The organism is Gordonia aichiensis NBRC 108223, assembly GCF_000332975.1.
In the GTDB taxonomy this organism is placed as follows: domain Bacteria; phylum Actinomycetota; class Actinomycetes; order Mycobacteriales; family Mycobacteriaceae; genus Gordonia; species Gordonia aichiensis.
In genome coordinates this window covers 43,263-65,971 of the sequence record NZ_BANR01000003.1, presented here as the reverse complement: position 1 = coordinate 65,971, position 22,709 = coordinate 43,263, and the positions used below count along the sequence as shown (strand labels likewise).

19 protein-coding genes are annotated in these 22,709 nt (G+C 62.6%); 8 read left to right on the top strand and 11 right to left on the bottom strand.

Annotated elements, in window-relative coordinates:
• The 3 genes from GOACH_RS01815 to GOACH_RS01805 are packed head-to-tail and all read right to left on the bottom strand — an operon-like array spanning window position 1 to window position 4,789.
• Entirely contained in the window at window positions 1-1,020 is a 1,020-nt protein-coding gene (locus GOACH_RS01815; RefSeq protein ID WP_005169567.1) for a glycosyltransferase, read from the bottom strand.
• 23 nt (window positions 1,021-1,043) lie between these two features.
• Entirely contained in the window at window positions 1,044-3,026 is a 1,983-nt protein-coding gene (locus GOACH_RS01810; RefSeq protein WP_005169564.1) for a glycosyltransferase, read from the bottom strand.
• Entirely contained in the window at window positions 3,023-4,789 is a 1,767-nt protein-coding gene (locus tag GOACH_RS01805) for a flippase (RefSeq protein WP_005169562.1), read from the bottom strand. Before GOACH_RS01805 ends, GOACH_RS01810 begins: the two co-directional genes overlap by 4 nt.
• A 469-nt stretch (window positions 4,790-5,258) precedes the next feature.
• Between GOACH_RS01805 and GOACH_RS01800 the strand changes: the two genes are divergently transcribed.
• Window positions 5,259-6,341, top strand: a complete 1,083-nt coding sequence (locus GOACH_RS01800) for a YveK family protein (protein WP_005169560.1) — start codon at window positions 5,259-5,261, stop codon at window positions 6,339-6,341.
• The gene (locus tag GOACH_RS01795; protein ID WP_005169558.1) at window positions 6,338-7,759 is read left to right on the top strand and encodes an O-antigen ligase family protein; all 1,422 of its coding nucleotides are present in this window, start codon (window positions 6,338-6,340) and stop codon (window positions 7,757-7,759) included. The genes GOACH_RS01800 and GOACH_RS01795 overlap by 4 nt, the downstream gene beginning before the upstream one ends.
• Before the next feature lie 50 nt (window positions 7,760-7,809).
• Here GOACH_RS01795 and GOACH_RS01790 read toward each other — a convergent pair whose 3' ends face one another.
• The gene (locus GOACH_RS01790) at window positions 7,810-9,699 is read right to left on the bottom strand and encodes an alpha/beta hydrolase (RefSeq protein ID WP_040517459.1); all 1,890 of its coding nucleotides are present in this window, start codon (window positions 9,697-9,699) and stop codon (window positions 7,810-7,812) included.
• A 96-nt stretch (window positions 9,700-9,795) separates the two neighbouring features.
• Window positions 9,796-10,836: a glycosyltransferase family 4 protein gene (locus GOACH_RS01785; protein WP_169330845.1), complete on the bottom strand. Its 1,041-nt coding sequence runs from the start codon at window positions 10,834-10,836 to the stop codon at window positions 9,796-9,798.
• A 196-nt stretch (window positions 10,837-11,032) separates the two neighbouring features.
• Here GOACH_RS01785 and GOACH_RS23080 point away from each other — a divergent pair, with 196 nt between their 5' ends.
• Complete coding sequence (locus GOACH_RS23080) at window positions 11,033-12,226, top strand: WecB/TagA/CpsF family glycosyltransferase (protein WP_005169549.1); 1,194 nt, start codon at window positions 11,033-11,035, stop codon at window positions 12,224-12,226.
• Between the two features lie 91 nt (window positions 12,227-12,317).
• Here GOACH_RS23080 and GOACH_RS01775 read toward each other — a convergent pair whose 3' ends face one another.
• Entirely contained in the window at window positions 12,318-12,920 is a 603-nt protein-coding gene (locus GOACH_RS01775; RefSeq protein ID WP_005169546.1) for a serine O-acetyltransferase, read from the bottom strand.
• Between the two features lie 525 nt (window positions 12,921-13,445).
• Between GOACH_RS01775 and GOACH_RS01770 the strand changes: the two genes are divergently transcribed.
• Window positions 13,446-14,270: a lipase family protein gene (locus GOACH_RS01770; protein ID WP_217999507.1), complete on the top strand. Its 825-nt coding sequence runs from the start codon at window positions 13,446-13,448 to the stop codon at window positions 14,268-14,270.
• A 91-nt stretch (window positions 14,271-14,361) separates the two neighbouring features.
• On the opposite strand, the gene GOACH_RS01765 is transcribed toward GOACH_RS01770, so the two are convergent.
• From GOACH_RS01765 to GOACH_RS23245, 3 genes are all read right to left on the bottom strand, one after another.
• Window positions 14,362-15,336 (bottom strand): amino acid--[acyl-carrier-protein] ligase, encoded by a 975-nt coding sequence (locus GOACH_RS01765; protein WP_005169541.1) that lies wholly within the window; start codon window positions 15,334-15,336, stop codon window positions 14,362-14,364.
• A 6-nt stretch (window positions 15,337-15,342) separates the two neighbouring features.
• Window positions 15,343-16,485 (bottom strand): acyl-CoA dehydrogenase family protein, encoded by a 1,143-nt coding sequence (locus GOACH_RS01760; RefSeq protein WP_005169537.1) that lies wholly within the window; start codon window positions 16,483-16,485, stop codon window positions 15,343-15,345.
• Window positions 16,486-16,727: 242 nt separating this feature from the next.
• Window positions 16,728-18,329 (bottom strand): carbohydrate-binding domain-containing protein, encoded by a 1,602-nt coding sequence (locus GOACH_RS23245; protein ID WP_373279069.1) that lies wholly within the window; start codon window positions 18,327-18,329, stop codon window positions 16,728-16,730.
• 1,005 nt (window positions 18,330-19,334) lie between these two features.
• Here GOACH_RS23245 and GOACH_RS01745 point away from each other — a divergent pair.
• Window positions 19,335-19,709 carry a histone-like nucleoid-structuring protein Lsr2 gene (locus GOACH_RS01745; RefSeq protein WP_005169533.1) on the top strand — a complete coding sequence of 125 codons (375 nt, stop codon included), beginning with the start codon at window positions 19,335-19,337 and terminating at the stop codon, window positions 19,707-19,709.
• Window positions 19,710-19,731: 22 nt separating this feature from the next.
• Here the strand turns inward: GOACH_RS01745 and GOACH_RS01740 are convergent, their stop codons facing one another.
• Both GOACH_RS01740 and GOACH_RS01735 read right to left on the bottom strand, forming a co-directional pair.
• Entirely contained in the window at window positions 19,732-20,127 is a 396-nt protein-coding gene (locus GOACH_RS01740; protein WP_083859001.1) for a hypothetical protein, read from the bottom strand.
• Window positions 20,128-20,311: 184 nt separating this feature from the next.
• Window positions 20,312-20,974, bottom strand: coding sequence for a hypothetical protein (locus GOACH_RS01735; protein WP_245551790.1), 663 nt, complete (start codon window positions 20,972-20,974; stop codon window positions 20,312-20,314).
• 184 nt (window positions 20,975-21,158) lie between these two features.
• On the opposite strand from GOACH_RS01735, the gene GOACH_RS23925 reads away from it, so the two are divergent.
• The 3 genes from GOACH_RS23925 to GOACH_RS01730 are packed head-to-tail and all read left to right on the top strand — an operon-like array spanning window position 21,159 to window position 22,196.
• Window positions 21,159-21,302, top strand: coding sequence for a hypothetical protein (locus tag GOACH_RS23925; protein WP_169330844.1), 144 nt, complete (start codon window positions 21,159-21,161; stop codon window positions 21,300-21,302).
• The gene (locus GOACH_RS24465) at window positions 21,299-21,433 is read left to right on the top strand and encodes a hypothetical protein (RefSeq protein ID WP_281168870.1); all 135 of its coding nucleotides are present in this window, start codon (window positions 21,299-21,301) and stop codon (window positions 21,431-21,433) included. The genes GOACH_RS23925 and GOACH_RS24465 overlap by 4 nt, the downstream gene beginning before the upstream one ends.
• Window positions 21,434-21,467: 34 nt before the next feature.
• A complete protein-coding gene (locus GOACH_RS01730; RefSeq protein ID WP_005169523.1) occupies window positions 21,468-22,196 on the top strand; it encodes an isopenicillin N synthase family dioxygenase in 729 nt (242 codons plus the stop codon).
• Window positions 22,197-22,709: the final 513 nt, after the last annotated feature.

Genomic DNA, 22,709 nt, shown 5'->3' with positions numbered 1-22,709 from the left:
TCATCGAACCCTGGCTGTGCGATTCGAGGACATCAGACCGAGAAGGACCTTGTCGAGCTCCGCAGCGGCGACCGGTGCCGAGAAGGTGTCCCGATAGTGCGCCCGGGCCCTGCGACCGGCCTCGGCAGCCGCCGAGGGATCGGCCAACTCCCCGAGGGCCTTCGCAAGACCCGCAATGTCGTCACGGTCGATGGCGGGCGCGCCGGGCGGCTGGAACTCTGGGAGCGCCCCCTCGGTGGACACGATCGGCATGACGCCCGCCTGCATCGACAGCACCTGCACTCCGCTCTGTGTGGCGACGCGATAGTGGGCGATCGAACCCTTCGCGCGAGCCAGCACGGGAATTACATCGGCATGGTCGTAGCTGCCTCCGTTCCACCAGACGTCGGCGGGCAGTTGGGGTGCACGCTCAGCGGCGCCGTAGAGACGCAGCGTGTCGCCGCGATACGCGGAAGAGTGGCGGTGCTGCTCCCAGGCGCGCAACACCACGTCGATGTTCTTGTAGCCGTTGAGCCTGCCGAGCATCACAAAGTCACGCCGCTCCTGCTCGGGTATCAGCTCGCCGAACATCGAGTCCGGGACGTCGCTGGCCAGCGGTATCACCGTCGCCTCGCGAGAGGTCGACAACGATGTCGCCACATGCTCGCTGAAACATATGGTCGCCGCGGCCCGCTGATTCCACGCACCGAACACAGCGCGCTCCCATGCCGGTCGCAGCTCGCCCGAATCGTGCGGCCGGTCGTCATGCACCACGTCGATGCGCGGCACAGAGCCCGCGTACAGCATCCACCGCGGATCCCGGACCAGCTCCGTCACGACCGCATCCGCCCCGAATCGGCGAATCTCCTGGAGCGCCGCTGCATGTGCGGGCCATGTCGCGGGATTCTTGGGTCGCGGGTCCAACACACGTTCCCACTCGATGCGCTCGAGCGACTGTGGGTGCTGGTTCGACGTCACCAGCAGCACGTCGTGGCCGAGTGCGCGCAACTCTCCGGCGTATTCGCGAGCCAGAGTGCGCATCCATGGACTGAGCCACAGAACTCTCACGACGTCGCCCGCTCGAGCAGCCCGGTGATGGCCTCCTCGTAGGCGTCAGCCATCGCGTCGACGGTGTAGTTCGCGAGACATCGCTTGAATCCGTTGGCGCTCAACGTCGTCAACTGGGAGGGATCCTCGAATATCCGGCGCAGGACAGATCGCCACGCATCCACTGTGGGCTCCGGAACCAACACGCCGGCATCGCCCTCGTCGAGCATGTCTCCCACCGCACATACATCGGTGGCGATCACGGGCAGACTCCGCGCCATCGCCTCGACGATGACCAGTGGGAATGCCTCAGACCCGCTTGGTACGCAGACCACATCGGCGTCGGCGAACGCATGATCGGGTCCGGGCGACCAACCGCGCCAGCGCACGCGGTCGACCAGGTCCGCCGGCGTCAGCGCCTCAAGTCGGTGGCGGTCGGGTCCATCGCCGAAAATATCGAGTTCCCAGTCGAATTCACGTAGTCCGTCCAGTGCCTGGACCAGCACGTGGGGGTTCTTGTGCTCGACGATGCGGGAGAGCATCACCAGTCGCAGAGGTTTGTCGAAAGTCCGCTCGACGACAGGCAGGCGCCGCTGCTGCTGTTCCGACATCACCCCGTTCGGCGCGATGAACACGCGCTCATTGAGGTGTTGGTGGCGTGTCGCCTCGGTCCAGTGCGCAGGAGAGAGCGCAATGAATCCATCGGCCCTGGCCATCGCGCGCGCAAGCGGCGCAGAATACGTGGGCGCGTCCGGCTCCGGCGGAATGTGCGCACCCACCAGCCATCGGCGACGACGCCCTGCTGCCCGCCACAGGGTGGCGAATCCAGTCTCGGTATTGGTGTCGCCAGTGATGAGGACTGAGTCCTCGTATCCCACATCGACCATCGGTAACCACCACGGCTGCCGTATCACCCGCACCGATGCCGGAATCTCGGCGACCAAAGGGCCGAGGCGTTGGATGCACACGATGGTGACGTGATAGCCGCGACGATCGAGTTCGGTGGCCAGGAGTGCGTGCTGCCGTTCAGCCCCGCCGTAACCAAGGGTGTTGGTGGTGATGACCACCGACGGTCGATCTCCGGTCACAGCACGCCGATAGCTCGCCCTGGTGGCACGCACAGATCGCTGCACCCGGTCAAGCAACGAACAACCGGCGATGTAGGTGTCTGCCGCACGTTTGCCCCTCACCTGTTCGACGTTGAGAGCGATGTTGGCGCGCAACAGATCTGCGGACCGGCGTGATGCAGAAGCATCGTCGGCAACCGTGCCGTGACCGGCATGGATGATTCCCGGCTCGTCGGCCAGCCGCAACCGATAACCCGCGTCGACCGCACGCCGTTGCCACTGTTCTTCTTCACCGTAGAGGAAGAATTCTTCGTCGAACTCGCCGACTTCGGCCCACGCTCGCGCGTTGATCGCGAGGCAGGCACCCGTCAGGTAGCCACTCACCTCATCCGGCATCGACGGGTACAGCGAACCGATCACCGTACCGAGTCGTGATGTACGCAGGTCCGGCGCGTAGCCGGATTTGTCCACCCACCGCCCGAATAAACCTGTCGGCCGATGCGCGACATCCCAGCTTCTGATGTTCTCCGATCCACCCGGCTCTCTGATCAATGGTGCAGCCGCCGCGACATCCGATTCGCGAATCAGCTCACGCGTGCGGTGTAGATCGCAGAGCAGAACGGCATCGGGGTTGAGTAGCAGAAAGTTTCGTCCCTCCGTGGTCCGAGCGAGCCGATTGACGGCCGCGGCGAACCCGACGTTCGGCGAGTCCAGGTGCCAATCGACTTCGGCGAAGTCCACGCTCAGGGCACGCACGCGGTCGTATTCCGGGCCCGAGTTGTCCCAGACGGCGATCCTGCTCTCCGGGAGGAAAGTGGCCACCGAGCGCAGACACTCCTCGAGCATGCGCGGGTTCTTGTACGCCACGATCAGCACGTCGAATGCGTCGCTCGGGTCGGACGATATGTGGTCCGATGCAGATTTGTCGCTCATGACATTCTCCCCCCGGCCCCTGCGAAGGCCGATTCCTCTTGTGCCCAGTCGATATTCATCCAGTTGGACTCCACTGTCCGAATGATGGGCATTTCCGTTGTCTCCGCTTCCGAGAACGGCACGAATCGTGGGATCGGCCGCTGCTCCCGCAGACGAACAGTTGCCGACGTCGCACTCACCCCACGACCCGACCCGCCTGCTGTCTCCGACACTCCCGAGGCGCTCCCGCCAACGGCCGAGGACTCGCCCGTCGAAACAACTTCGTCGCCCTCGCCTCGTCCGAGGAACGACTTCAGGTACGCCGGACGCAGTGGGCCCGCGTACATGGCTGCGCCCAGATAGGCAGCTCCCGCGACGATTCCGGCAACTACTGCAGACACATCGCCGATGACCCACGCCAGGGCGCTCCCCAGCGCGAGGGGCGGAACACACCACAATACGAACGTCATCGGCTGAATGTGCAATCCAAGGCGCGCGAGTTGCGCCGTGGTGAGTAACACGCCCAATAGTTCGGTGGTCAGCAGGGCGCCCGCAGCCCCGATCGCGCCGAAATGATGCGCGAGTAACACATTCAGCACGATGTTGACGCATAGATTCACCAGATTGACCCGCATGAGGAAGACCTGCTGATGTGCTGCGAACAGCGCCTGCGAAGCGGCAGCGTTGACAAAGGTCAATCCGGCTGCGGCGAAGAGCACCGCCAACACGGTACCGCCATGACTGAACGCCGCAGATCCGACAAGGGTCATCAATCCAGTCGCGAGGATGCCGCCGATCACGATCAGGGGAAGCGCCAAGAAGTAGATCAGTTCCATGTTTCTTCGACTGAATTCGACGAACCGGCGTCGACTCGACGCAAAGAGTTCGGTGCTCGTCGACAGGGTCGTGTTGAGGAACAGATCCGAGACCATCGACGCGGTGAACGCCAATGTGTAGGCAAGACCGTACAGACCCACCTGCTCGGCGGTCGACACAGTAGAGAGGATCACCCCGTCGATTCGCCAATAGAGCACCGCCACCACGATGATGACGGTCTGGGGCAGGCTTTCACGCACGAGGTCCCACGACGCACGCCACTCATAGACAGGCATCGTCACACCGACTCTGCGCGCCGCGATGGCTTTCACGATCAACGCCGCCGCATACGGAATCACGATGACTGCAGCGAACCAGTACACGTGCACTCCGAGCGCCGCCAACACGATCGTCGCCACCATCGAAAGAAGACGTCCGAGCACGTCAGCCAGCGCGACCGCCTTGAATCGCACACTGACCATGAAGAGCGGGTCGTACGAACTGGCAACAGCATTGAGCAGCAGCATCGCCGAGACCATGCCGATCATCGTCACGACCTGGGGATTGTCGCGATAGATCAACGCTCCACTGGCGAAGGCGACAACAGTGAGCGGAACACTCACCACGGACGACAGACCCAGGTTTGTTCGCACGAACCGCTGAAGTTGTGTATGCGCATCCGCGGCGGAACACTCGATGAGCCCTGTAACCCGTCGCACGATGACCGAGCCGATACCCATTTCTGTGAGGCTCGCCCACAGTGTGACGAACATCAGCGCAGTCTGCAGATGTCCATATGCTTCTGGTCCGAGCGCTCGTGTTGTGACGGCGACCGTGATGAGCGACGCTCCCGTACCCAGAACGCGCGCACCGATCTGCATTGCAGCTGCCGAGGCAATCCGACTACGCGGCGCTTCGTTGAAATTCTCCGCGTCGGTGTCACCGGACGAATTCGAGACCGAATTCAATTGCCCCCCTCCCTATGATTTCCCACCACCAAGGCATGCGGTAGCGCGTTTAACACAGCGCCAACAACGCCCACTCTCGATTCCCCCGAGAGATCGCAATCACACTGGGCCGAGCTGACGGATCATGTCATCCGAACAGTCGAACCACTGTGGTCCGAAGCAGTGAACCTTCCCCCTGCGTCACGTGCGCACCACATCCGTGCAGCACACAGATGTATCAGTTGGGTGGCACATGCGCTGTTTAGTAGAGTACAGAACAAGATGCCTGGGTCACCACCCCGGATGCTCCAGAACACATCTGTCCGCCGTGTCCGTGTGACACGGCTCAGCCCGCACAACACTCCCCATCGGCCATCTGGAGTAACACTGACCGGCCGAATGGAGAAATACCGACTACACTCGTCCGCGAGAATAGTGAGTTTGCGCCAGGGGGGCTGGCCGACAAGAAAACCGACCAGAGAGCCGAACAGTGAAGTTGAAAAGAATTCTCCGTAACCGCGCGACCACCATCGCGGTGATCATCTTCATCCTCTGTGCGGGGGTCGTGGGAGCCCTTGTCGGCAAAGCAAAAGCAAAGATGGTCTACGAATCCAGTGCGGTCGTGATGGTGATACCGCCAGGTGCGGGTAACTCCGACGCAACGATGAACCCCTTCGTCAACCTCGACAGCCGTATCGTGCAACTCGCGCTCGCATTGACCACGTCGTTGAATTCCGCCGCGAACACAGCATCACTGGGGCCGATCGACCCGGCGGTCACAAAGCTGTCGGTCGACACGGTCAAGACGTCGATGGCCAGCGCCGACGCGGGTAACACTGCGCAGATTCAGCTCGTTGCTCAAGCCACCGACCCGACAGTGGCACGCCAATACGCGGACGGTCTGACATCTGCTGCCGGCACACGACTTCATGACATGCAGGCCGCTGCGGGTGTGCGTGGCGCTACTTTTGCGTCATTGGTGGTCGTCTCTCCACCATCGGATGCTCAGCCCATCAGCTCGTCTCAGACGCGATCCATCCTCTCTGCCGCGGTGATCGCCATGGCAGTCGCGGCAGTTCTCGCGTTTCTGGCACTTCTCGGGTGCGACCGGCTACAAGCTCTCCGATCCTCGCGGCGCACAACGGATTCAACGTCCGAGCCCGATTCGTTACCGGGCCCGTCCGAGTCAGCACCCGCTGTTTCCGTCCACTCTACGTCCGAGCGCTCGGCACATCCGACCGCACGCGAGTACTTCGAACATGACTCCGTAGCGAGGGCGTCGGCCGCAACGCTTACATCGACCGAAAACGGCGTCAAGGGCGAGGACACGCCCGCTGGGCCCAGCGCGGGAGACGTCGGACTCCCCATCCGCAAGGACGAGGGATCTGATGGTCATTCGGCGTATCCCGCGGAGGCCGCTGACGACATCTCGGCGGCCGATCTGAGCAACGTGGATGGAGATACGGAGAAGTTGTACTCGCACAACGATTCTCGGCGCGACCCCGTGACGTCTACCCGTCACCGACGCGCCGGACTCGTGACTCGTGGCGAGTTCGTACACCGCTCGTCATGACCACGGCGGAGACACCGCGGACCACCGGCGACCCCGGTAGGTCGGCACGATCGTCCATTGAGACCACGATGGCGGCACTACGCTCCTCCGACCTGCGTCATCCGTCGCGGTGGTGGTCACATCGCCAGGACTCCACGGCGTGGGCGTGGGGCCTCGCGGTCCTGTGTGTCGTGCTCCTCGGCATGCGGCAGAGCTTCCTACTCAGGGGCACCGGCGGTATGTCGCCAACCCAATTCGCGGTGGTGTGCGCGCTGGGGATCGTGGTGTGCGGTGTGCTCTTCCGAGGCGACGTGCTACCACGTCCCCCGGTGGTCTTGGGACTGGTGCTGGTGGTTGTCATTCTCAGCACCCTTGTGACATACGGGGCGGCAACTGCTCGTGGCATCCGAGCTGATGAACTCCTCTACGTCGACCACACGCTTTTCGCCCGGTTCATCGGCATTGCGGTCGTCGTGCTGACCGCCATGCTGATGAGAACCCCTCGCGCAGTGATCATCGTGCTGCGGGGTGCCGTCGTAGCCGGCGCGGTGAGTGCGTGTTATGCGCTGGTGCAGATTGGCGTCGGCTTGGATCTGGCGCCCTACATTCGTATTCCCGGGATACTGAAGGCGGATACGACGACACTCGTCACCGACCTCATGCGGGCGGGCACGGTCCGGCCGCAGGGCGCGGCAGGGCACCCACTGGAGCTGAGCGCAGTCCTCACGGTCTTGGTGCCGATCGCTGCTGGTATTGCACTACACGCATATGCGCGACGCGAGCGCTGGTGGCCCTGGGGGATCGCGTGCCTGACGATCATCGGCGGGGCGCTGAGCACCGTCTCTCGGTCTGCAGTTGTCGGCATCACCATTTCACTCGTTGTTTTCGCGTGCGTGTCGCCCGTCCGACGCACCCTTGCGACCGCCGGAACCCTCGTCATTGTCGTCGGACTTGCGTTGCTATTCCGAGTGCCGATGGTTGATCAGCTTTATCAGGTGATCACCGGCGGCTCGCAAGATAACTCTCTCGGGTCACGCGCGTACGGGGCCGCGTACGTCGGGCAGCATTTCACCGATCACCTATGGTTCGGACAAGGGATTGGAACGTATAACCTCGAGCAGCAACCAGTTCTCGACAACGAATACCTCGGTCGCCTCATGGAGTCCGGCGTCACCGGGTTGGTGGCATTCGCGGCGATACTGATGCTGGGTCTGGTGTCAGCCGCAATCGCTACGATTCGCGCGCTTCGGCGACGCGATAGAGCGCTCACAGACCTCGCAGCGTCGGTGGTCGCGGCGCTGGCGGCGCTGGCGGCTATCTCCTCGATCCTCGACATCAGTGGATTCGCCCAGATATCGACGCTGATGTACATCCTCATCGGCATCAGCGTGGCCATGCTGATGCTATCGCGGGCTGATCCCAGCCTGATGCACGCCTGACCTCTCCTGCTTCCGCACGGCAACGCCCGTGCGGAAGCAGGGGCCACCCCCTACGAGTCGAGCCGCCAGTCGATGGGCGCCCCACCAGGCCCGACCGACTCCTCCGGGACCTCGACTGTTCCATCCGGCACCAGCTCGCAGAGCACGGAAGTGATGAGCGCACGGCGCATGAACCTGTGATATGCGGTGTGGTCGCCGACAGGCGCCACCCACCGTCTGATGGGTTCGGGGTTGCTGCGCAGCGCATCGTCTCCGCCGAAGTTCGAGACGAAGTAGGCGTGGTCACGTGGACTGAACACCATTGCCGCTCGGACATTTTCACGTGCGAGCCCGTTGAACACCACTTCCGGCATCTGGATGAACGGAAGCCTGCCGACGGCCGTGTGCAACCGAGCCGGCAAACGACGTCGGATACGCGGTGCGGCACGGTTACCGTGCCAGCTCAGCTTTCCGATGACCTTGTCTACCAGAGTAGGCTCGCCAAACTGCTCGGGTAACCCACCGATCCCGACGTCGACGCTCGCCGTGTCGCCTCGCTGGGGCCGCAGCCGCCACATCAACGGATTGACCATCACCACAGCCGAGTGGGTCTCGGGATGTCGCGCGGCATGGCGAATAGCGGCGTGGGTCGCGACCCACGCGCCGACGCATATGCCGGTGTGCACCACCGTGCTCGACGGCGGGAGGTCATCGAGCACCGGCAGGATCGCCGCTGCACCTTCGACGAACTCGGGCGCATACAGGGCTATCTCCGCGTCATCGACCGACGGATCGCCCGATTCACCGACGCCGAGACGATCGAATCTGATTGCGCGGCCACCCACCGCTGCTACGGCTTCGGCAGCTTCCCACCACAGCCGGGATGGCCCCGAACGGACATACTGCCCCAGTGAATAGCTCACCATCACCTGGGTCGCGGTCTCGTGCCGCCCCTCGAGTGCCGTGTCCCAGTAAAGTTCTCCTGTTCCCGGCACGCTACGTACGCGCGTTTCGATTCCACGACCGTCGGCCGTGCGGGCGATCACCGCGCGCACCTCGTCGTCGGTCGAGGGTACGTCGACGGACCCCAACTGTGTTCCGCAGGATTCGTCGACCCAGTCCGTGAGGAGGTCGAGATCGACTGTCGGGAACTCGAGGTACCCCGGATGCGTGGGTTCGACGAAATAGTCCGGAGCGCGTGTCTGGACCACCTCAACCCCTGCATCAGCCATCGCCCGTCCGACACGGCCTGCAGTGTCGGTTTCCCTGAGCATCACCAGTGTTCGCCGGGGAGCCCGCGTCGCGATCAGTTTCGGGTCGATCACCATGACACCGAGCGCTGCGGCTGCGGTCGAGTGCATCGAGTGCCCTGCAACGTGGACTCGTTCCGGATCCTCGTCGTCGACGCGGTCGGGCCGGGGACCGGGCACCACACCGTTGTCTTCGGACACCATGTTGTAGAGCACGGACTTGGACCGGACCAGCGCGCGGCCCTTGGAAACCGGATCCCAGAACACCGCGAAATCCAGTTCCGACAGCGTATCCGGCAGTTGAGAAAGGAAGAGCGCGCCCGCCCGGAGGCCGATAGCGCCGACGTGTGGGGCACCGAGTACGCGAAGGTGATCGACTGCCACTTCGACGCTACGCAGCCACTCCTCCGCAGCACGGGGGTCTGTCTGACTCCCCCACGACTCCCCCGTGTGCCGGTAGTCAATGCGCAACACTGCGATGCGTCGTTCGGCGAGACGGGCGGCCGCCAAACGGAGCGCACGCGTCGTCTCCGCCTGTTCCTTGCCAAGTGGCGGGCACACCAGAACTGCCGCCCGCACCCGCCGGTCAGCGGGCGCACTGAGCACCGCGAAGATCGGCTTCTCGGTCCCGATGAATACGGGCCGGTGAACTACGTTGTTCGTTCTTGGCGACGTACGCACCTCGACAATGCTCGACGAAAGCTGTTCCACCCCTGCACTCCGTTTCGATTCTCATCCCGCTGCGCTAGTTCTGCGCCGCGGTCCCCACCTGTTGTTGCTCCGCCCAGAAATCCGGATCGGCCATCCCTACCGCCCGGACCGGCTCACCAGTTCGCTCCATGTCCGCCGCAGGCTCTCCTCCCACATAGACCGCGACATTGATCGTGCGGTCGACTGAGCGCCGCTGGCAAGCTTTCGACGTTCAGCTCCGTCATCGACGAGCCGTTCGATTGCCTCTGCGAGTGCCCCCACTTTCCCCGGTTCTACCAGGATTCCGTTCTCGCCGTCGTTGATCACCTCTGGAATGGCACCGACCGGCGATGTAATCGGGGCCAGGCCTGCAGCCATGGCCTCCAAGAGTGCCATCGGAAGCCCTTCGTCGTGACTTGGAAGCAGAAAGACCGACGCCGTCGCGAGCAATGCGTCACGTTCCTCGGGGCCCAGCCAATCACGTACCTCGACGCGAGCGCCTTGCCGTGTCAGCGCATCAGCTTTCGCCCGCACCTCCGCGACGTCTCCGTCGCCCGCCAGTACGATTGCGAGACGTCCACGGACCGCGTTGGGCAGCTGCGCAACCGCATCGAGGATGTCGTAGGTCCCTTTCCGTTGACCGAGTCTGCCCAGCGCGACAGCGACCACCATCACATCCCCGGGATCTAGATCGCTTTCATTGCCGAAGGTTTCACGCACGTCCGGCGCGGGGTTGTAGAGCACCGACACACGATCAGCACTCAAGCCGAGTGACCGGGTGTATCCCTGTCCGATACCTGCACCCAGAACGAGCCAGCGGTCGGCGACCAGACTATGGCGAACCCACCACGCCATCATCGGCGAGAGTGATTCGAACCACTCCGCGAAGTTGTATGAATGCGCATGGATCACCGTCGGGATACCTCGTCGGCGAGCGACGAAGAGCGGCAGACTTTTTCGCAGCACGCTCCCGCCGTGCGAGAGGTGAACGTGCACCACGTCGACCCTTCCTCGGACGGCCAGCAGTGCCGCTCGGACCATCCCCGCAGCTCCCGACAGCCAGCGCACCGCAAGCCGACGGTCGTCGAACGTGGATACGTATCGGATCTCGGTGCGGCTTTTGTCGAACTCGAGAATCTGGGCCGACACGGTGGCCATGCCGCCGCGACTGTGCGGACTCGACGGCGCTGGTCCCACCATCAAGATGCGCAAAGGAACCTGAGAAGTCACCACGTAATCATGCCCACAATATTCAGATCTGCAAATCCTCGTATGAATCACGTACAGTGACTCTCGGCCCTCGCTGCACTCTGGGGGCTACGGAGGGGTCCGTTTCTCTACGTGGGGGGAGCACATGCCTGGGGGGCCTGATTTTTCCATGTCTGCTGTCTTCGGATTGCCATTCGACGATGCAACAATGGCCGACGTCTTGCACTACATCGATGCCTCCGTGCGCACACGGAAGCCTAGATACATCACCACCGCAAATCTCGATTTCGCGACACAGGCGGCGAGCGACGTCGAGCTGCAACGGATCATCTACGACGCCGATCTGAATCTCTGTGACGGCGTCCCACTGATGTGGGCATCAAAAGGGATGCCGAGACCGATCCAAGAACGAATCGCCGGTGCCGACCTCGTGCCCGAACTTCTCTCACACTCTTCCACAAACGGCTACCGGGTCTTCATTCTCGGCGCAGCCGAGGAGGTTCTCACGCGTGCCCTACAGCGTGCACGCCGCGATAATCCAGATCTACTGATCAGTGGCTATTCACCGCCTCCTGCCGATCTCGACAGCCTCGACAACGAGACAATTCATCGTCGTATTCTCGCTGCGCATCCGGATATCCTGCTCGTCGCAATGGGCTGCCCGAAACAGGAGAAATGGATCTCCCGCAACCATCAGGCGTTGGGTGTGCCGATCAGCATCGGCGTGGGGGCAAGCATCGACTTCCTGGCGGGCGAAACGCGTCGCGCACCGGAGTGGATGCAGAGGGTTGGTGCAGAATGGGTGTTCCGCCTGACCCAGGACCCGCGGAGACTGGGCGGGCGCTATGCCCGTGATCTGCGGTTCTACGGACGGGCGATGATCAAGGCCGCGGGGACGCGCTTCGCGACGACTGCCACCGCTCGCAACGCACCACTTCGTGCCACTGTTCATCCCGCAGGCACCGATGCGGTCACACTGACCTGGTCTGGCTCGTTCGACGGCGAGCATATCGGTAACAGCAAGCTTCTAATGCCCCGATTGGACGGGGTACGTGAGGTGTTCGTCGACTGCCGTCGAGTCACCCATATGGACTCCGCTGGAGTAGGCGAGCTGATCAAGGTGCTACGCGAAAGCCGCAGGATGGGTGTGTCATTCGCCGTCAGGGAGCCGAGCGCAGCGGCCAAGCGCGCGATCACAGAGGCTGGGCTCGATCGTCTCGTGGTCCAACAGCATCCGTTCGACTCGGTCGTCTACGAGAGCTGCCGCCTTCTTTCGTCACCTGATTCTTCGCACGCTGGCGGTGGCACGAGCGCAGTTGCCGCGCACGAACGGACATGACGACGAGCATCGAACATGCGTCGGGCTCGGAAGCGCACCACCATGGTGTGCTACCGAGCCCGATTTGTCACCGGAGTGTGCGCTACTCGGGTCAGTCCTGCACCCTGTCGGCTAGCCCACGACGGAGCTCAACAGCCTTGGGTCCCACCACGATCGACCCAGGCGCCACATCGGTCACGACGGTCGCGTTGGCACCGACCACGGCGTCGTCCCCAATGGTGACTGGTCCGAGGACCATCGCTCCGGCACCAACGACAACACGATTACCGATGGTGGGTTTACCTTTCGGCGTATTGCCAATGGTGACCTGCTGGTTGATCCAGCAGTCATCGCCGATTCGCTCGGCGTCAACTCCAGTGGCGAATCCGTGTTGGATGAACAGACCATCGCCAATCTGCTCAGCGACCAAGAATAAGTTCACTCTCCCTGGCCAGAATCGGCGACACATCAGCCGAGCTGGAAACGACAGGAATCTGAGTCGATAGTGCACCAGCGTTCTGAATTCTGGGAATCGTGCGATCAGGTGCGCGAACGACTCGAACGTGGACGCATTCTCGAGGTGACCGAGCGCCGAGCAAGTCACCCACCGACGCGTCTCACGAGAGATCTTCTCTTCCATGCCACATTTCTTCACTATCAGCCACAAGGGAAGAGCGTAGATCGCACAAAGCCACTTAGGAGGTCCATAATCCACACGTCATGGTTACCACACTCGCCACCAGAACACATCCGTGACTCCCTAGGCTTCTCGCGGCCGAGAAGTAGGCGGGATCACTGATGAAAAAATACACCGTTCGAATGACAATCTGTATCGTGGATAGACGTGCGCTTACCTAGTTTTTCACGCTCATTACTGTCTGCTACGACAGGACTTCTGACCATCGGCCTCCTGTTGTGCGCGTGTTCGTTTGGGACGACGAGGCCCGAAGAATCTGCACCACTGGCCACTCCGGTCCAGAAAGCACACCAAGCACCAGGCAGTATCGTCAACGTTCGACATGCTGTTGCGGGAAGCCTTGGCGAGACAGAACTGACCACGTATCGCTCGACCGACGGGGCCACTGGCGCACAGACAGAGGTGTCTGCGGCCCTGTTCGTGCCCAAGGGCTCACCGCCCCAGGGTGGGTGGCCTGTGGTCGCCGTCGCTCACGGCACCACCGGTGTTGTCCCCAATTGCGGACCCACCTACGCCCCTTCCTCACTAGGGACTGCCGGACCCGTGGCCGAACTCCTCGCGCGTGGTTACGCGGTCACGGTGACCGACTACCAAGGCCTCGGCATTGCCGCGGAGAACAGCGGCGCGACGATCGAGCATCCCGCGCACCCATATCTCGAACCACGCTCGGCGGCATATGATCTTGCCGACTCGGTACGCGCGCTCCGAAATCTGCATCCCGGTCAGATCAGCACCAGGTGGGCGGCCGCGGGGCACTCACAAGGTGGTCAGGCGTCGTGGGCGGCAACGGAACTGGCTGCAAGCTATGCGCCGGAACTGCAGCTCGTCGCAGCTCTGGCGATGGCACCCGCGGTCAATCTGACTCAGATCGCCGGTATCGGGAACGGGACGAGCGTTCCCGCCGACCGTGCGTGGATCATGCCCGATCTGATCACCGGTTTGTCGGTGTCCAATCCCAAGCTCGACCGGTGGGACTTCCTCCGTGGACAGGTCCGCGAACAGCTCGACACCCTGCTCACCTGCGATCCTGCTCAGGCGCAACGACAAGAACAGGCCGAGAAGGCGATCAATCCCGCCGATGTCGCACCTGCGGACTCGGCTGCGATGGCAGCGCTCACACAGACTCTGACTGCATACACTCTGCCGCAACGCGGCTCGCGCGTCCCCTTGTACGTGATGCAGGGAACCAGCGACAAGGTCGTGCCGGAGTCGTCGACCACTGCCGCAGTCAAAGGTGCGTGCAAATTGGGGGCACCGGTGAGCTTCCACAAGTTGCCGGGCCGTGACCACAACATCGGCGACGACATGAGCGGGTACCTCTGGCTGGACAAGATGATGCATGGTGGCAGCCCAGACTCGACGTGCTGAGGCCGTGACCTGCTGATGTGAAAACGCGCCGACCCATGAGCGGGGTCGGCGCGTTTGTCTAACGGCAGAGCTAGCGAATCAGCGAAGACCGTCAGAGTGCAAGGCGCGCACGTACTTCCGACGGCCACTCAGACACATCGAGGCCGTGCGTCGACAGCAGTGCCAAAGCAATTCGTTCCATTCCGAAGCCGACGCACGCACTGTGCGCGTATTCGCCGTCCGGCGTCGTGATCGCGAAGTTCTCACCGAAGTGTTCGCGGTGGCAATTACACGACACCACAGCTGTACCGTCGTCAAGGTCGCCGTAGATGCGTACCACCAGCTCGGTCTTCAGATTCTCCTGGAGTTGGTTGCTGGCCAACATCTTTCCGGCCCTGCCGAAGAACGGGTCGTTGGCGGGCACCGCCTCTGCGTCGAGACCAATGGATTCGAGCACCGACATCGCGCGGCCAATCCATCCGTCCCGATGAGCTTCGGCCCCCTCCGCGTTACCGACGTAGACGAACTCGTGCATCCGGAACGCTTGCATGCGAGCGGGATCGATGGCGGGTTCGTGCCGGAAGCAGTAGCCGTACACGTCGGCTCGAATCCCGTTGTCCGGAACGGTGTCTCCCAGAGTGGAGTAGAGAGGATGACAGGCAGCCGATACCAGCATGGTGCCTGCAGAAGCGAGGTGCCCGTCCCAGGGATGCCCGGCCTCGCGGTCGGCGAGGAGCGCGCGATGTTCCTTGTTTCCGCCGGTAAATGTGGAGATCGCACCGGTCAGATTGGGAAATGACGCAATGTAGTCTGTCTTCTCGAAGGACGCCCGCGGGAACACCGGTGGGAAGCGGAATCGTTGGAGTCCGTCCGCGGCGTGGGCTGCACCACCTGCCGAACGGGCGAGACTGTCGATCCCCTCAATGATGTCCTCGAAAACTCCGCCCCTGCCGTAGAGTCCGTCGATCCCGGTGGGGACAAGAAGACCACCGTCGATGAGACGATCACGGAAATCTGCTCGAGCCACATCGAGCTCCGACGGCTCCACGGTGTCGCTGACGTTGCGAAGTTCCACGATGTTGTTCATCTGCGATCAACCCCTGTAGGCGGGAACAAGTTGTGCGTTGTTGGCACGGATACGTTCGTTGGACACCATCAGCTGCGGTCCGAAACAGTCACGCACGAGTCGCCCCATCGACGCCTTGTGGTCCTCACGGTAGGCATTGATACCGATCAATGCGAGGACACCGGTGACCACCTCGACTACCAGCGTCGATGCGCGCAGCTTTACGTTGTTCATCGCGATGGCGAATCCGACGGTCGGTTCCTCCTGGTCGCTCGAGAGGAAGTCCTCGTAACGGCTCAACGCGTCGGATACGAGCGCCTCGAATTCTTGATGGACTACCAGCAGATCCGCCAGACGCGCGGCCAGCGGAGTCGTCCCCGGCGACTTGCGCGCCGACGCCCTGACCTGCGCGCGAGCCTTGGCGAGCGCGGCATCGGCCATACCCAGCCACACCGACGCCCAGAGAATGTGCGACGACGGAAGCATCGTGTGCGCTGAGATCATCGCGTAGTCGACCGGCAGGATGTTGGCCACCGAGGTCTCGGTACGCAACATGTAGCCGGGGCTGCAGGTTCCTCGGAACCCGAGCGTGTCCCAGGTCGACGTCTGTTCGAGAACCGTGGTGCTCGCCGGGCACACGACAAGCACCTGATCGCTCGGCGGGCTGTCGGGAGTGCGACGTGCTGTAGTGAAGATGTAGTCGGCGTTCGCGCCATACGAGATCACCGGGGCGTTCTTCTCGAGGCGAACGGTGTCGCCGTCGACCTCGACAGCACAGGTCGACGAGCGCACGTCGCCGCCGGTGGTGATCTCGGTCGTTGCCGACGCCAGGAGCGCCTCGGACGAGGCGATCTCGCGGGCGAGGTCTGCCGTCTGTCCAGTCGCTCCGTGGAAGGTCAGGCTCAGTGCCTGAATGTGGTGCATTGCGAACACCATTCCCGCGGAGCTGCACGCCGCACCGATCGCCCGGGCCATCGCGGAGAGGTCGGTGATCGAGGCTCCGCCGCCGCCCACTTCCAACGGCAATGAGACGGACAGAAGTTTGTTTGCTCGCATCATGTCCACCGCCTCGCCCGGGAACCGAGCTTCGCGGTCCACCTCGTCAGCAGCGCCTGCCGCGGCTTTCACCACTGCGGATACAGCCGAATCGTCGCCAAAACCGGATACCATGATCCCCCTCGTGTGAAGTCGTAGGGCGGAACCCTCCCAGAACCGCCCAGGACGCGCCGACTCGCGAAAGAACCGACACGACCCGATCAGTATCGCAGCATTCCGAATCGCTTTCAAATTCCCGGTTCGAGAAACTGAACACTGCAGGCGGTCAGGGCGCCGGCGTCTCTCACTGTTGTGATCTAGTCAGACGACATGACGAGGTAGTCGGCGTCGCAGGTGAAGACCACCTTCGAGCTGAGTTATTGCTGCTGCGCGCAGGTGGTGTCCGACGAGCGATCAAGCTGGACGTCGACCGAGCTCATGGTCGGCTCGAGAAACTGCATTTTGGAAATCAACGCTTTCGGCAGACCAGACAACTGCGTCGGATACGTGCTGCCGTCGATCGGATTCTCTGCGTACAAAGAAAAAGAGTCCGAACTATCCGCATTGAATGCACCGTAAGTTTGCAGCGCCCTGGCCACCATGGTCTGGAACGGCGTCAGGCCGAGGGTACTGACGTCGAGGGTCGGATCGAGCCGAATCCGCACGCCCTGCGGTGGTCCACCTCTCCGTGTCCCATCGGTTCTGGTACCCGGATACTCGAAGCGATCGCCCCCGTCTGGGATCGCGAAACGCAACGCGTGGTTGATCTCGCCTCGCTGGACATCTCGTGGCGTGATCAGCCCCGCGGCACGCGAAAACTCCCCGCCGGCATGCGACGGCCCCGCGGTGTGCCCGCCCGAGCCTGTGTACGCGTGATACGACGCCGACGCTATGGCAGTCATCGATGCGGGGTTGAAGGCTTGGAAGTCATACATACATCCGTTCGACTGGTCGATCACCATGAAAGACGAGTCACTATCCGGGCTAGGGCGGTACGTAGGCAGATAAGGCACGGAGATCGTTTTGTTGGAGTTCGTGATTCGGATAGGGATAGAACGCACAGAAGCATCGGCCTTGTAAATCGGGAATGACCACACCGACGAGTTCATGGAGATCTCGGAGATGGCTCCATTGTTGACAAGCGAGGACACCCATGCCGAGCTGTTCGAATCGACGGTTGCTCCGCTGGGAATCACGTTGTTCCAAAACGAATTCTGCGCAAAGTACCTCCCGTCGGCGGTCTGGGCGTTCAGCGCCGTCTGCGCCACGGAGAAAAACTCACGTGCTACACCGCCGGCATCCACGATCCGCACGCGGACAACATGCTCACCCGCAGACACTTGCCGCACCTGCTCGAATCGCCCCCACGTGCTGGCGTTCGGCTCGTCGATCACCTTCGCGCCGTCGAGCCACACCTGGACGCCAACATCCCCTGTGTCTGCTGCGAACACGTAATCGCCGGTCACGGGGAAGGACAGAACACCGTAGTAGTCGATTCCGAAGTTGTCGGGGTTGACGCCGGGCACAGGCGATCCCGTCCAGCTGCCGCCCACACTGGCCTCGCATCTCGTGACAATGGGCGCCCCGGTGAAGCTGGTGTTGTTGAAGTAACTAGCGCTGTACTCGTTACGCGTGCAGCCCGTTGCCGACGGCGGCGTGGTGGGCGTCGTTGGCGTGGTGGGCGTCGTTGGCGTGGTGGGCGTCGTCGGCGTCGTCGGCGTCGTCGGCGTCGTCGGCGTCGTCGGCGTCGTCGGCGTCGTCGGCGTCGTCGGCGTGGTGGATGGTGGCGATCCGGCTTGGACCGCGGTGATCGTGTCCACCCCGAGATTGCGGTCGCAGACGAATTGGAAGTCGTTGATGAACTCAACCGCGATCACGTGTTGTCCTGCTGGCAGGTTTCCCGAGACGGTGTAGTTGGTCCACGCCGTAGCGGTCACGTTCGCACTCCAGACTGGTACGCCATCGACAAGGACTCGCATTCCGGGACTACCGAAGCATTGAGATCCTTTCGCGCGCAACACTATTCCCGACAACGCAGGCGTTGCACCACGGAATGTCACCCGACTGCCAGCAGTGGCGAGCACGACAGCCCGTCCAGCTGATGCCGTCGAGTCGGCGACGGTGTACGCGGTTCCTGAAGTGGACAGCGATTCGGCTTCCACACCGGCCGCGTGGGCCTGCGGGGCGCGCGCAACACTACAGGCGATGACGGCCACCACGACAGTAAGGGTCGTGAAGAGTATTCGAAAGCGCACGTACGAGCTTCTTCTCGAGACCGGCCGCGTCGACCACGGCGTGTGCCTGAATGCCACGCTAGTCCTTTCACTTCAGTCCCACCCTTAACTTAGAACACTATGGCCACATCGCTTCCTACGAAGAGTCGCGCGGTAACAGGCTGATGACAATTAAGGCTCCGCTAAGCCATACCGTCGGTACTGACGTACCAATCCGTGGATCTGAGATGCGCAGTCAGCGGTCGCGTCACTCGATGCCGACGCCCACCGGCTGGCGACGAACCAACCGTCTCCATCGACGACCTTGGGGGCCGAATGAGGTCGATCACGCCACTGGTCTGGTCGAATGGCCGGCACATCGACTCCCACTGACCAAGAATTTTCGATTTGGTGTCAGGCTTCTTCGCTCCGCCGTGATGGCGTCGAGATCGCACGTGAACGCGATTCAGCGCGTCCGATGACGCAAAGTCCTCTCCACCGAGCGGGCGGCGTGGCTGTTACGCCACACGGTGTTCGTGGGTCGGACACAACACCGGATCGGCGGGCGCCAGAATAGGCGGCATCAAATAGTATGCTGTGGAACCTATTATGTCGCAGCTACTCTCACCGAGAACACCGACCACTAACGGGTGCACATCATGTCGGTCGAGCGCCTCACGCCTGTTCCATATACGACGGGAATCGCTCACCATAGATCGAGAAGCGCGTGCATCGTCCGTTCGGATAGATGTCATACGTTAACCTCGACACATGGCAACCATCCGCTCAGTCGCTTTTGTTGATGATCTAGACGGTCGGGAGATTGATCTCGACGACGTCCACACCGTTTTGTGGTCCTGGCTTGGCGTGGAATATCAGCTCGATATTTCGAGCGCCAACTTGGACAAGGTCGAGAACGGTCGCGTTACTGTGGCAAAGCTTCTCGAAGCGTCGACACGAGTGGGGGGCCGCAAACAGTCGACCGCTCCACGCGTTTCTAAACGCGCTGCGGCTGCGGCGTCACCCAAGGGCGGCACCGCCAGCACCGGCGATATTCGTGAGTGGGCGATCGAAGAGGGGTACGAGGTGGGTCCCCGCGGTCGCCTTCCAAAAGAAATCATCGAAGCATACGAAGCCGCTCACTGATCTCGCGCAGCTCGAGACGTCTTCAGATTCCTGAACACGAGCTCCCGAGGTCCAGACGTCGTCCGACGTCGGCGTCGTGCAGCTTCCACGGAGAATCTCCTTGCCTTGCTGCAAGCACGAATCGCCCCTCGACGACCGGGCTCCAATGGAAAATCGCAACATGCCTGCGCGGCATCACGTCGAACGTGAATCGCAGCAGTTTCCCGTCGACAAGTCGTGTCGGTTGACGCACGGAGAAGGTCACGAGGTCGTCGTTGGTGACGCGCGCAGTGAGCGTGTACGTGCATCCCGCACCGTACTTCCCGGTACCCCCTGGCCGCGCGATGCTCAGGGCGCGTACGCTGGCGTCGGCCTTTCCGGGTACGACGCCGAGCCCGCAACCGATCGCAACCGCCGAGATCAAGGCGCCTCGAGCCATTCTTCGTGCATGCAGTGGCATGCGCTCCCCCGTCTGATCGGTTGATCTGCCGCGGCCAGAATATCGATGGCCACCGACAACATGCGACACGACACGCAGCGGCCGACATGACCGCAAACTGGCCAACTCTGAGGGTGAGCGAGATATGGGCCGACGAACGACGTCCGAGGTGTCGCGGGTGACGTCAGACGTCGTTACCCGCCGACCATCCTGGGCTTGGTGGCATCGGCGCCCAGGGATGTGCTCCCCGAGTGGCCGCGCGGTTCGGCACGGATGTAGGGCCCTGCGCCGCGCACGCCCGCTGGTCTGCGGTTGGCGTCGGATATACGGCGGCGAAGTCGTAGCGGGAGGCATACCAGCCGCCGAAGACGTTGCCGTCCGGCGTGCGTTCAGACCCGCGTGCCTTGATCGGCGGCGTGTCAGACTGCCGGCGGAAGTCGATCTCGATTGGTCGGGGCGCATCGACCCGCGAGTTCCACGCAGACGTTCCCTCACCGTCACGGACGGATGAATAGGCGTAGCGGCACAGGATGACTCGCGTTCCGAAGGGGTGGTCCTCACGACGCAATGCCGAGAAGAACACCGTGCCTACCGAGGGCTTGGCCTCCGACACCTTCGACGGATACACCGTGAGCATCTGCGCGATGTTTGACGGCGCAGCGGCGGCGAATCCCGGGTAACCCCAACTCGTCGATTGCGCGGCATTCGCGATCTCGAAGGATTCGACGAAGGCCCGGACAAAGGTCCCCTCAGGCGCGGAGAGGTCGAGGGTGTCGTTGGGAATCCAACGGAACGTCGTATTGAAGTCGGCGGGAATGTGATCGCTGGCCTGGGCGGCTTCAGGCACTGCCTGGCCTGATTCGCGTGGCATTTGACATGCCGCAAGCGCCAGCACCGCGCAGACGACTGCCGAGAGAGTTGCGATCTGTACGCGACGTTGAAGGTTCACGACGACCACCCCTTCGGCTTCCGCACGGCCCGGGTTATCGGCTTTGTTGCAGCGTATGCACCACTCGCGGTCGCAGGGGGCAATGCCGCGCACCAGAATGGCGAAGAAGATGCAACGAAACGGCATCGCGCTCGGCCTGACCACGTCCAATCCCCTCACCTACGCACACCCGCGCCACAGGCGTCGCGACGGGTGGCTCATCACATCCCAGGAGTTCAACGCATGACCAACACGGTCCCCATGATCGACCTCGCCCGCGCAGGTTCCCGCGACATCGAATTCGACGCCAACGCGCGGCAGATCGACGGAGCCAAGCAGCGCCCTCGCACGCACCCGTGGCATCGAGACTCCTGCTGATCTCGTCGAGCTGTTCTCCATCGGGCTGCCGGAGGTGCCCGACGACCCCTGGTTCCGACGAGCCCAAGACCTCGGGTACTTCGCCGCCAACCAATGGCCGGGGCGTCCAGCCCGATTCCGTGAGATCTGGGAGGCCTACTACCGCGAGATGAGTTCGTTGGCATTCGAACTCATGCAACTGTTCGCCGTGGCACTCGGACTGGACAAGCACTGGTTCGACGACAAGGTCGACCGCCCGATCAGCAACCTCTTCGCCAACCACTATCCGCCCTTGACCGCCACACCGGAGCCGGGACAGCTCCGCGTCGGCGAGCACACCGACTACGGCAGCCTCACCCTCCTCTACCAGTCCGACGCCGTCGGCGGGCTCGAGGTGTTCCTCGACGACGTGTGGTGCCCGATCGAACCGATCGCCGGATCATTCGTGGTCAACATCGGCGACCTCATGGCCCGCTGGACCAACGACCGCTGGATCTCCACGCTGCACCGCGTGCAGAACCCCACCATCAGCGGACCGGCGAGTCGTCGGATCTCGTTTCCGTTCTTCTGCCAGCCCAACTACGACGCCGTCATCGAAACCCTGCCGACGTGCCGCCAACCGGGCGGAACGTCCAGGTACGCAACCATCACCGCCGGGATGAACGTCTCAAGGTCTGTGCGCCAGCCCTGTTCACACGAACAGGGCTGGCGCACCGTCGTTCGGGTACTACACGTCGAAACTCACATCGGTCTTGCCCGTTCTGACGTGTGCTCGGCTACTTGATGGTCACGGTTTTACAGCCGACCTGTGGGTTGGTCCAGCCTTCACCGACGTTGATGCCGTCGGTGTTCGGCGCGCCGGCCTGACCGCCGACGTACGCATGCACCTGAATCGAGTCTCCGGCACTGTCCCGATCGAGGGCCCAGCGCCGAATCCGCACTACTCCGGCTCGCGGCGACGACACCTCGTCGATCGACCCGATGGGATCATTCGCGGCAGGCGTCAGATTCTTCGGTCGAATGCGTCGACGGATGTCAGCGCCTCCGCATGAGGCGCTGTGGCGAGCAGGCCCATGATCGTTGCCGCACAGGCGACCAGCGCCACCATGACACGACGTATCAACCGAGAACAATTCACGACGGTCGACGCTACGGCGACGACCGCCAACGGGAAAGGGGCCGAACACACGAATCCACAGGCCCCACGCGTCCGTCGAAAACGTATCCGTTGGATCTCGTTTCCGCGCCGCTTGTGGATAACGCGATTCGACGACGCGATCGTGTCAGAGACCCCCGA

Excerpts from the sequence above, each read along its gene's own strand:
- GOACH_RS01815 (WP_005169567.1), bottom strand. The coding sequence starts at position 1,020 with ATGCGCACTCTGGCTCGCGAATACGCCGGAGAGTTGCGCGCACTCGGC.
- GOACH_RS01810 (WP_005169564.1), bottom strand. The coding sequence starts at position 3,026 with ATGAGCGACAAATCTGCATCGGACCACATATCGTCCGACCCGAGCGAC.
- GOACH_RS01795 (WP_005169558.1), top strand. The coding sequence starts at position 6,338 with ATGACCACGGCGGAGACACCGCGGACCACCGGCGACCCCGGTAGGTCG.
- GOACH_RS01785 (WP_169330845.1), bottom strand. The coding sequence starts at position 10,836 with ATGGCCACCGTGTCGGCCCAGATTCTCGAGTTCGACAAAAGCCGCACC.
- GOACH_RS23080 (WP_005169549.1), top strand. The coding sequence starts at position 11,033 with ATGCCTGGGGGGCCTGATTTTTCCATGTCTGCTGTCTTCGGATTGCCA.
- GOACH_RS01765 (WP_005169541.1), bottom strand. The coding sequence starts at position 15,336 with ATGAACAACATCGTGGAACTTCGCAACGTCAGCGACACCGTGGAGCCG.
- GOACH_RS01760 (WP_005169537.1), bottom strand. The coding sequence starts at position 16,485 with ATGGTATCCGGTTTTGGCGACGATTCGGCTGTATCCGCAGTGGTGAAA.
- GOACH_RS23245 (WP_373279069.1), bottom strand. The coding sequence starts at position 18,329 with ATGCGAGTCCTTGTCGATGGCGTACCAGTCTGGAGTGCGAACGTGACC.
- GOACH_RS01745 (WP_005169533.1), top strand. The coding sequence starts at position 19,335 with ATGGCAACCATCCGCTCAGTCGCTTTTGTTGATGATCTAGACGGTCGG.
- GOACH_RS01740 (WP_083859001.1), bottom strand. The coding sequence starts at position 20,127 with ATGGCTCGAGGCGCCTTGATCTCGGCGGTTGCGATCGGTTGCGGGCTC.
- GOACH_RS23925 (WP_169330844.1), top strand. The coding sequence starts at position 21,159 with ATGCCGCGCACCAGAATGGCGAAGAAGATGCAACGAAACGGCATCGCG.
- GOACH_RS24465 (WP_281168870.1), top strand. The coding sequence starts at position 21,299 with ATGACCAACACGGTCCCCATGATCGACCTCGCCCGCGCAGGTTCCCGC.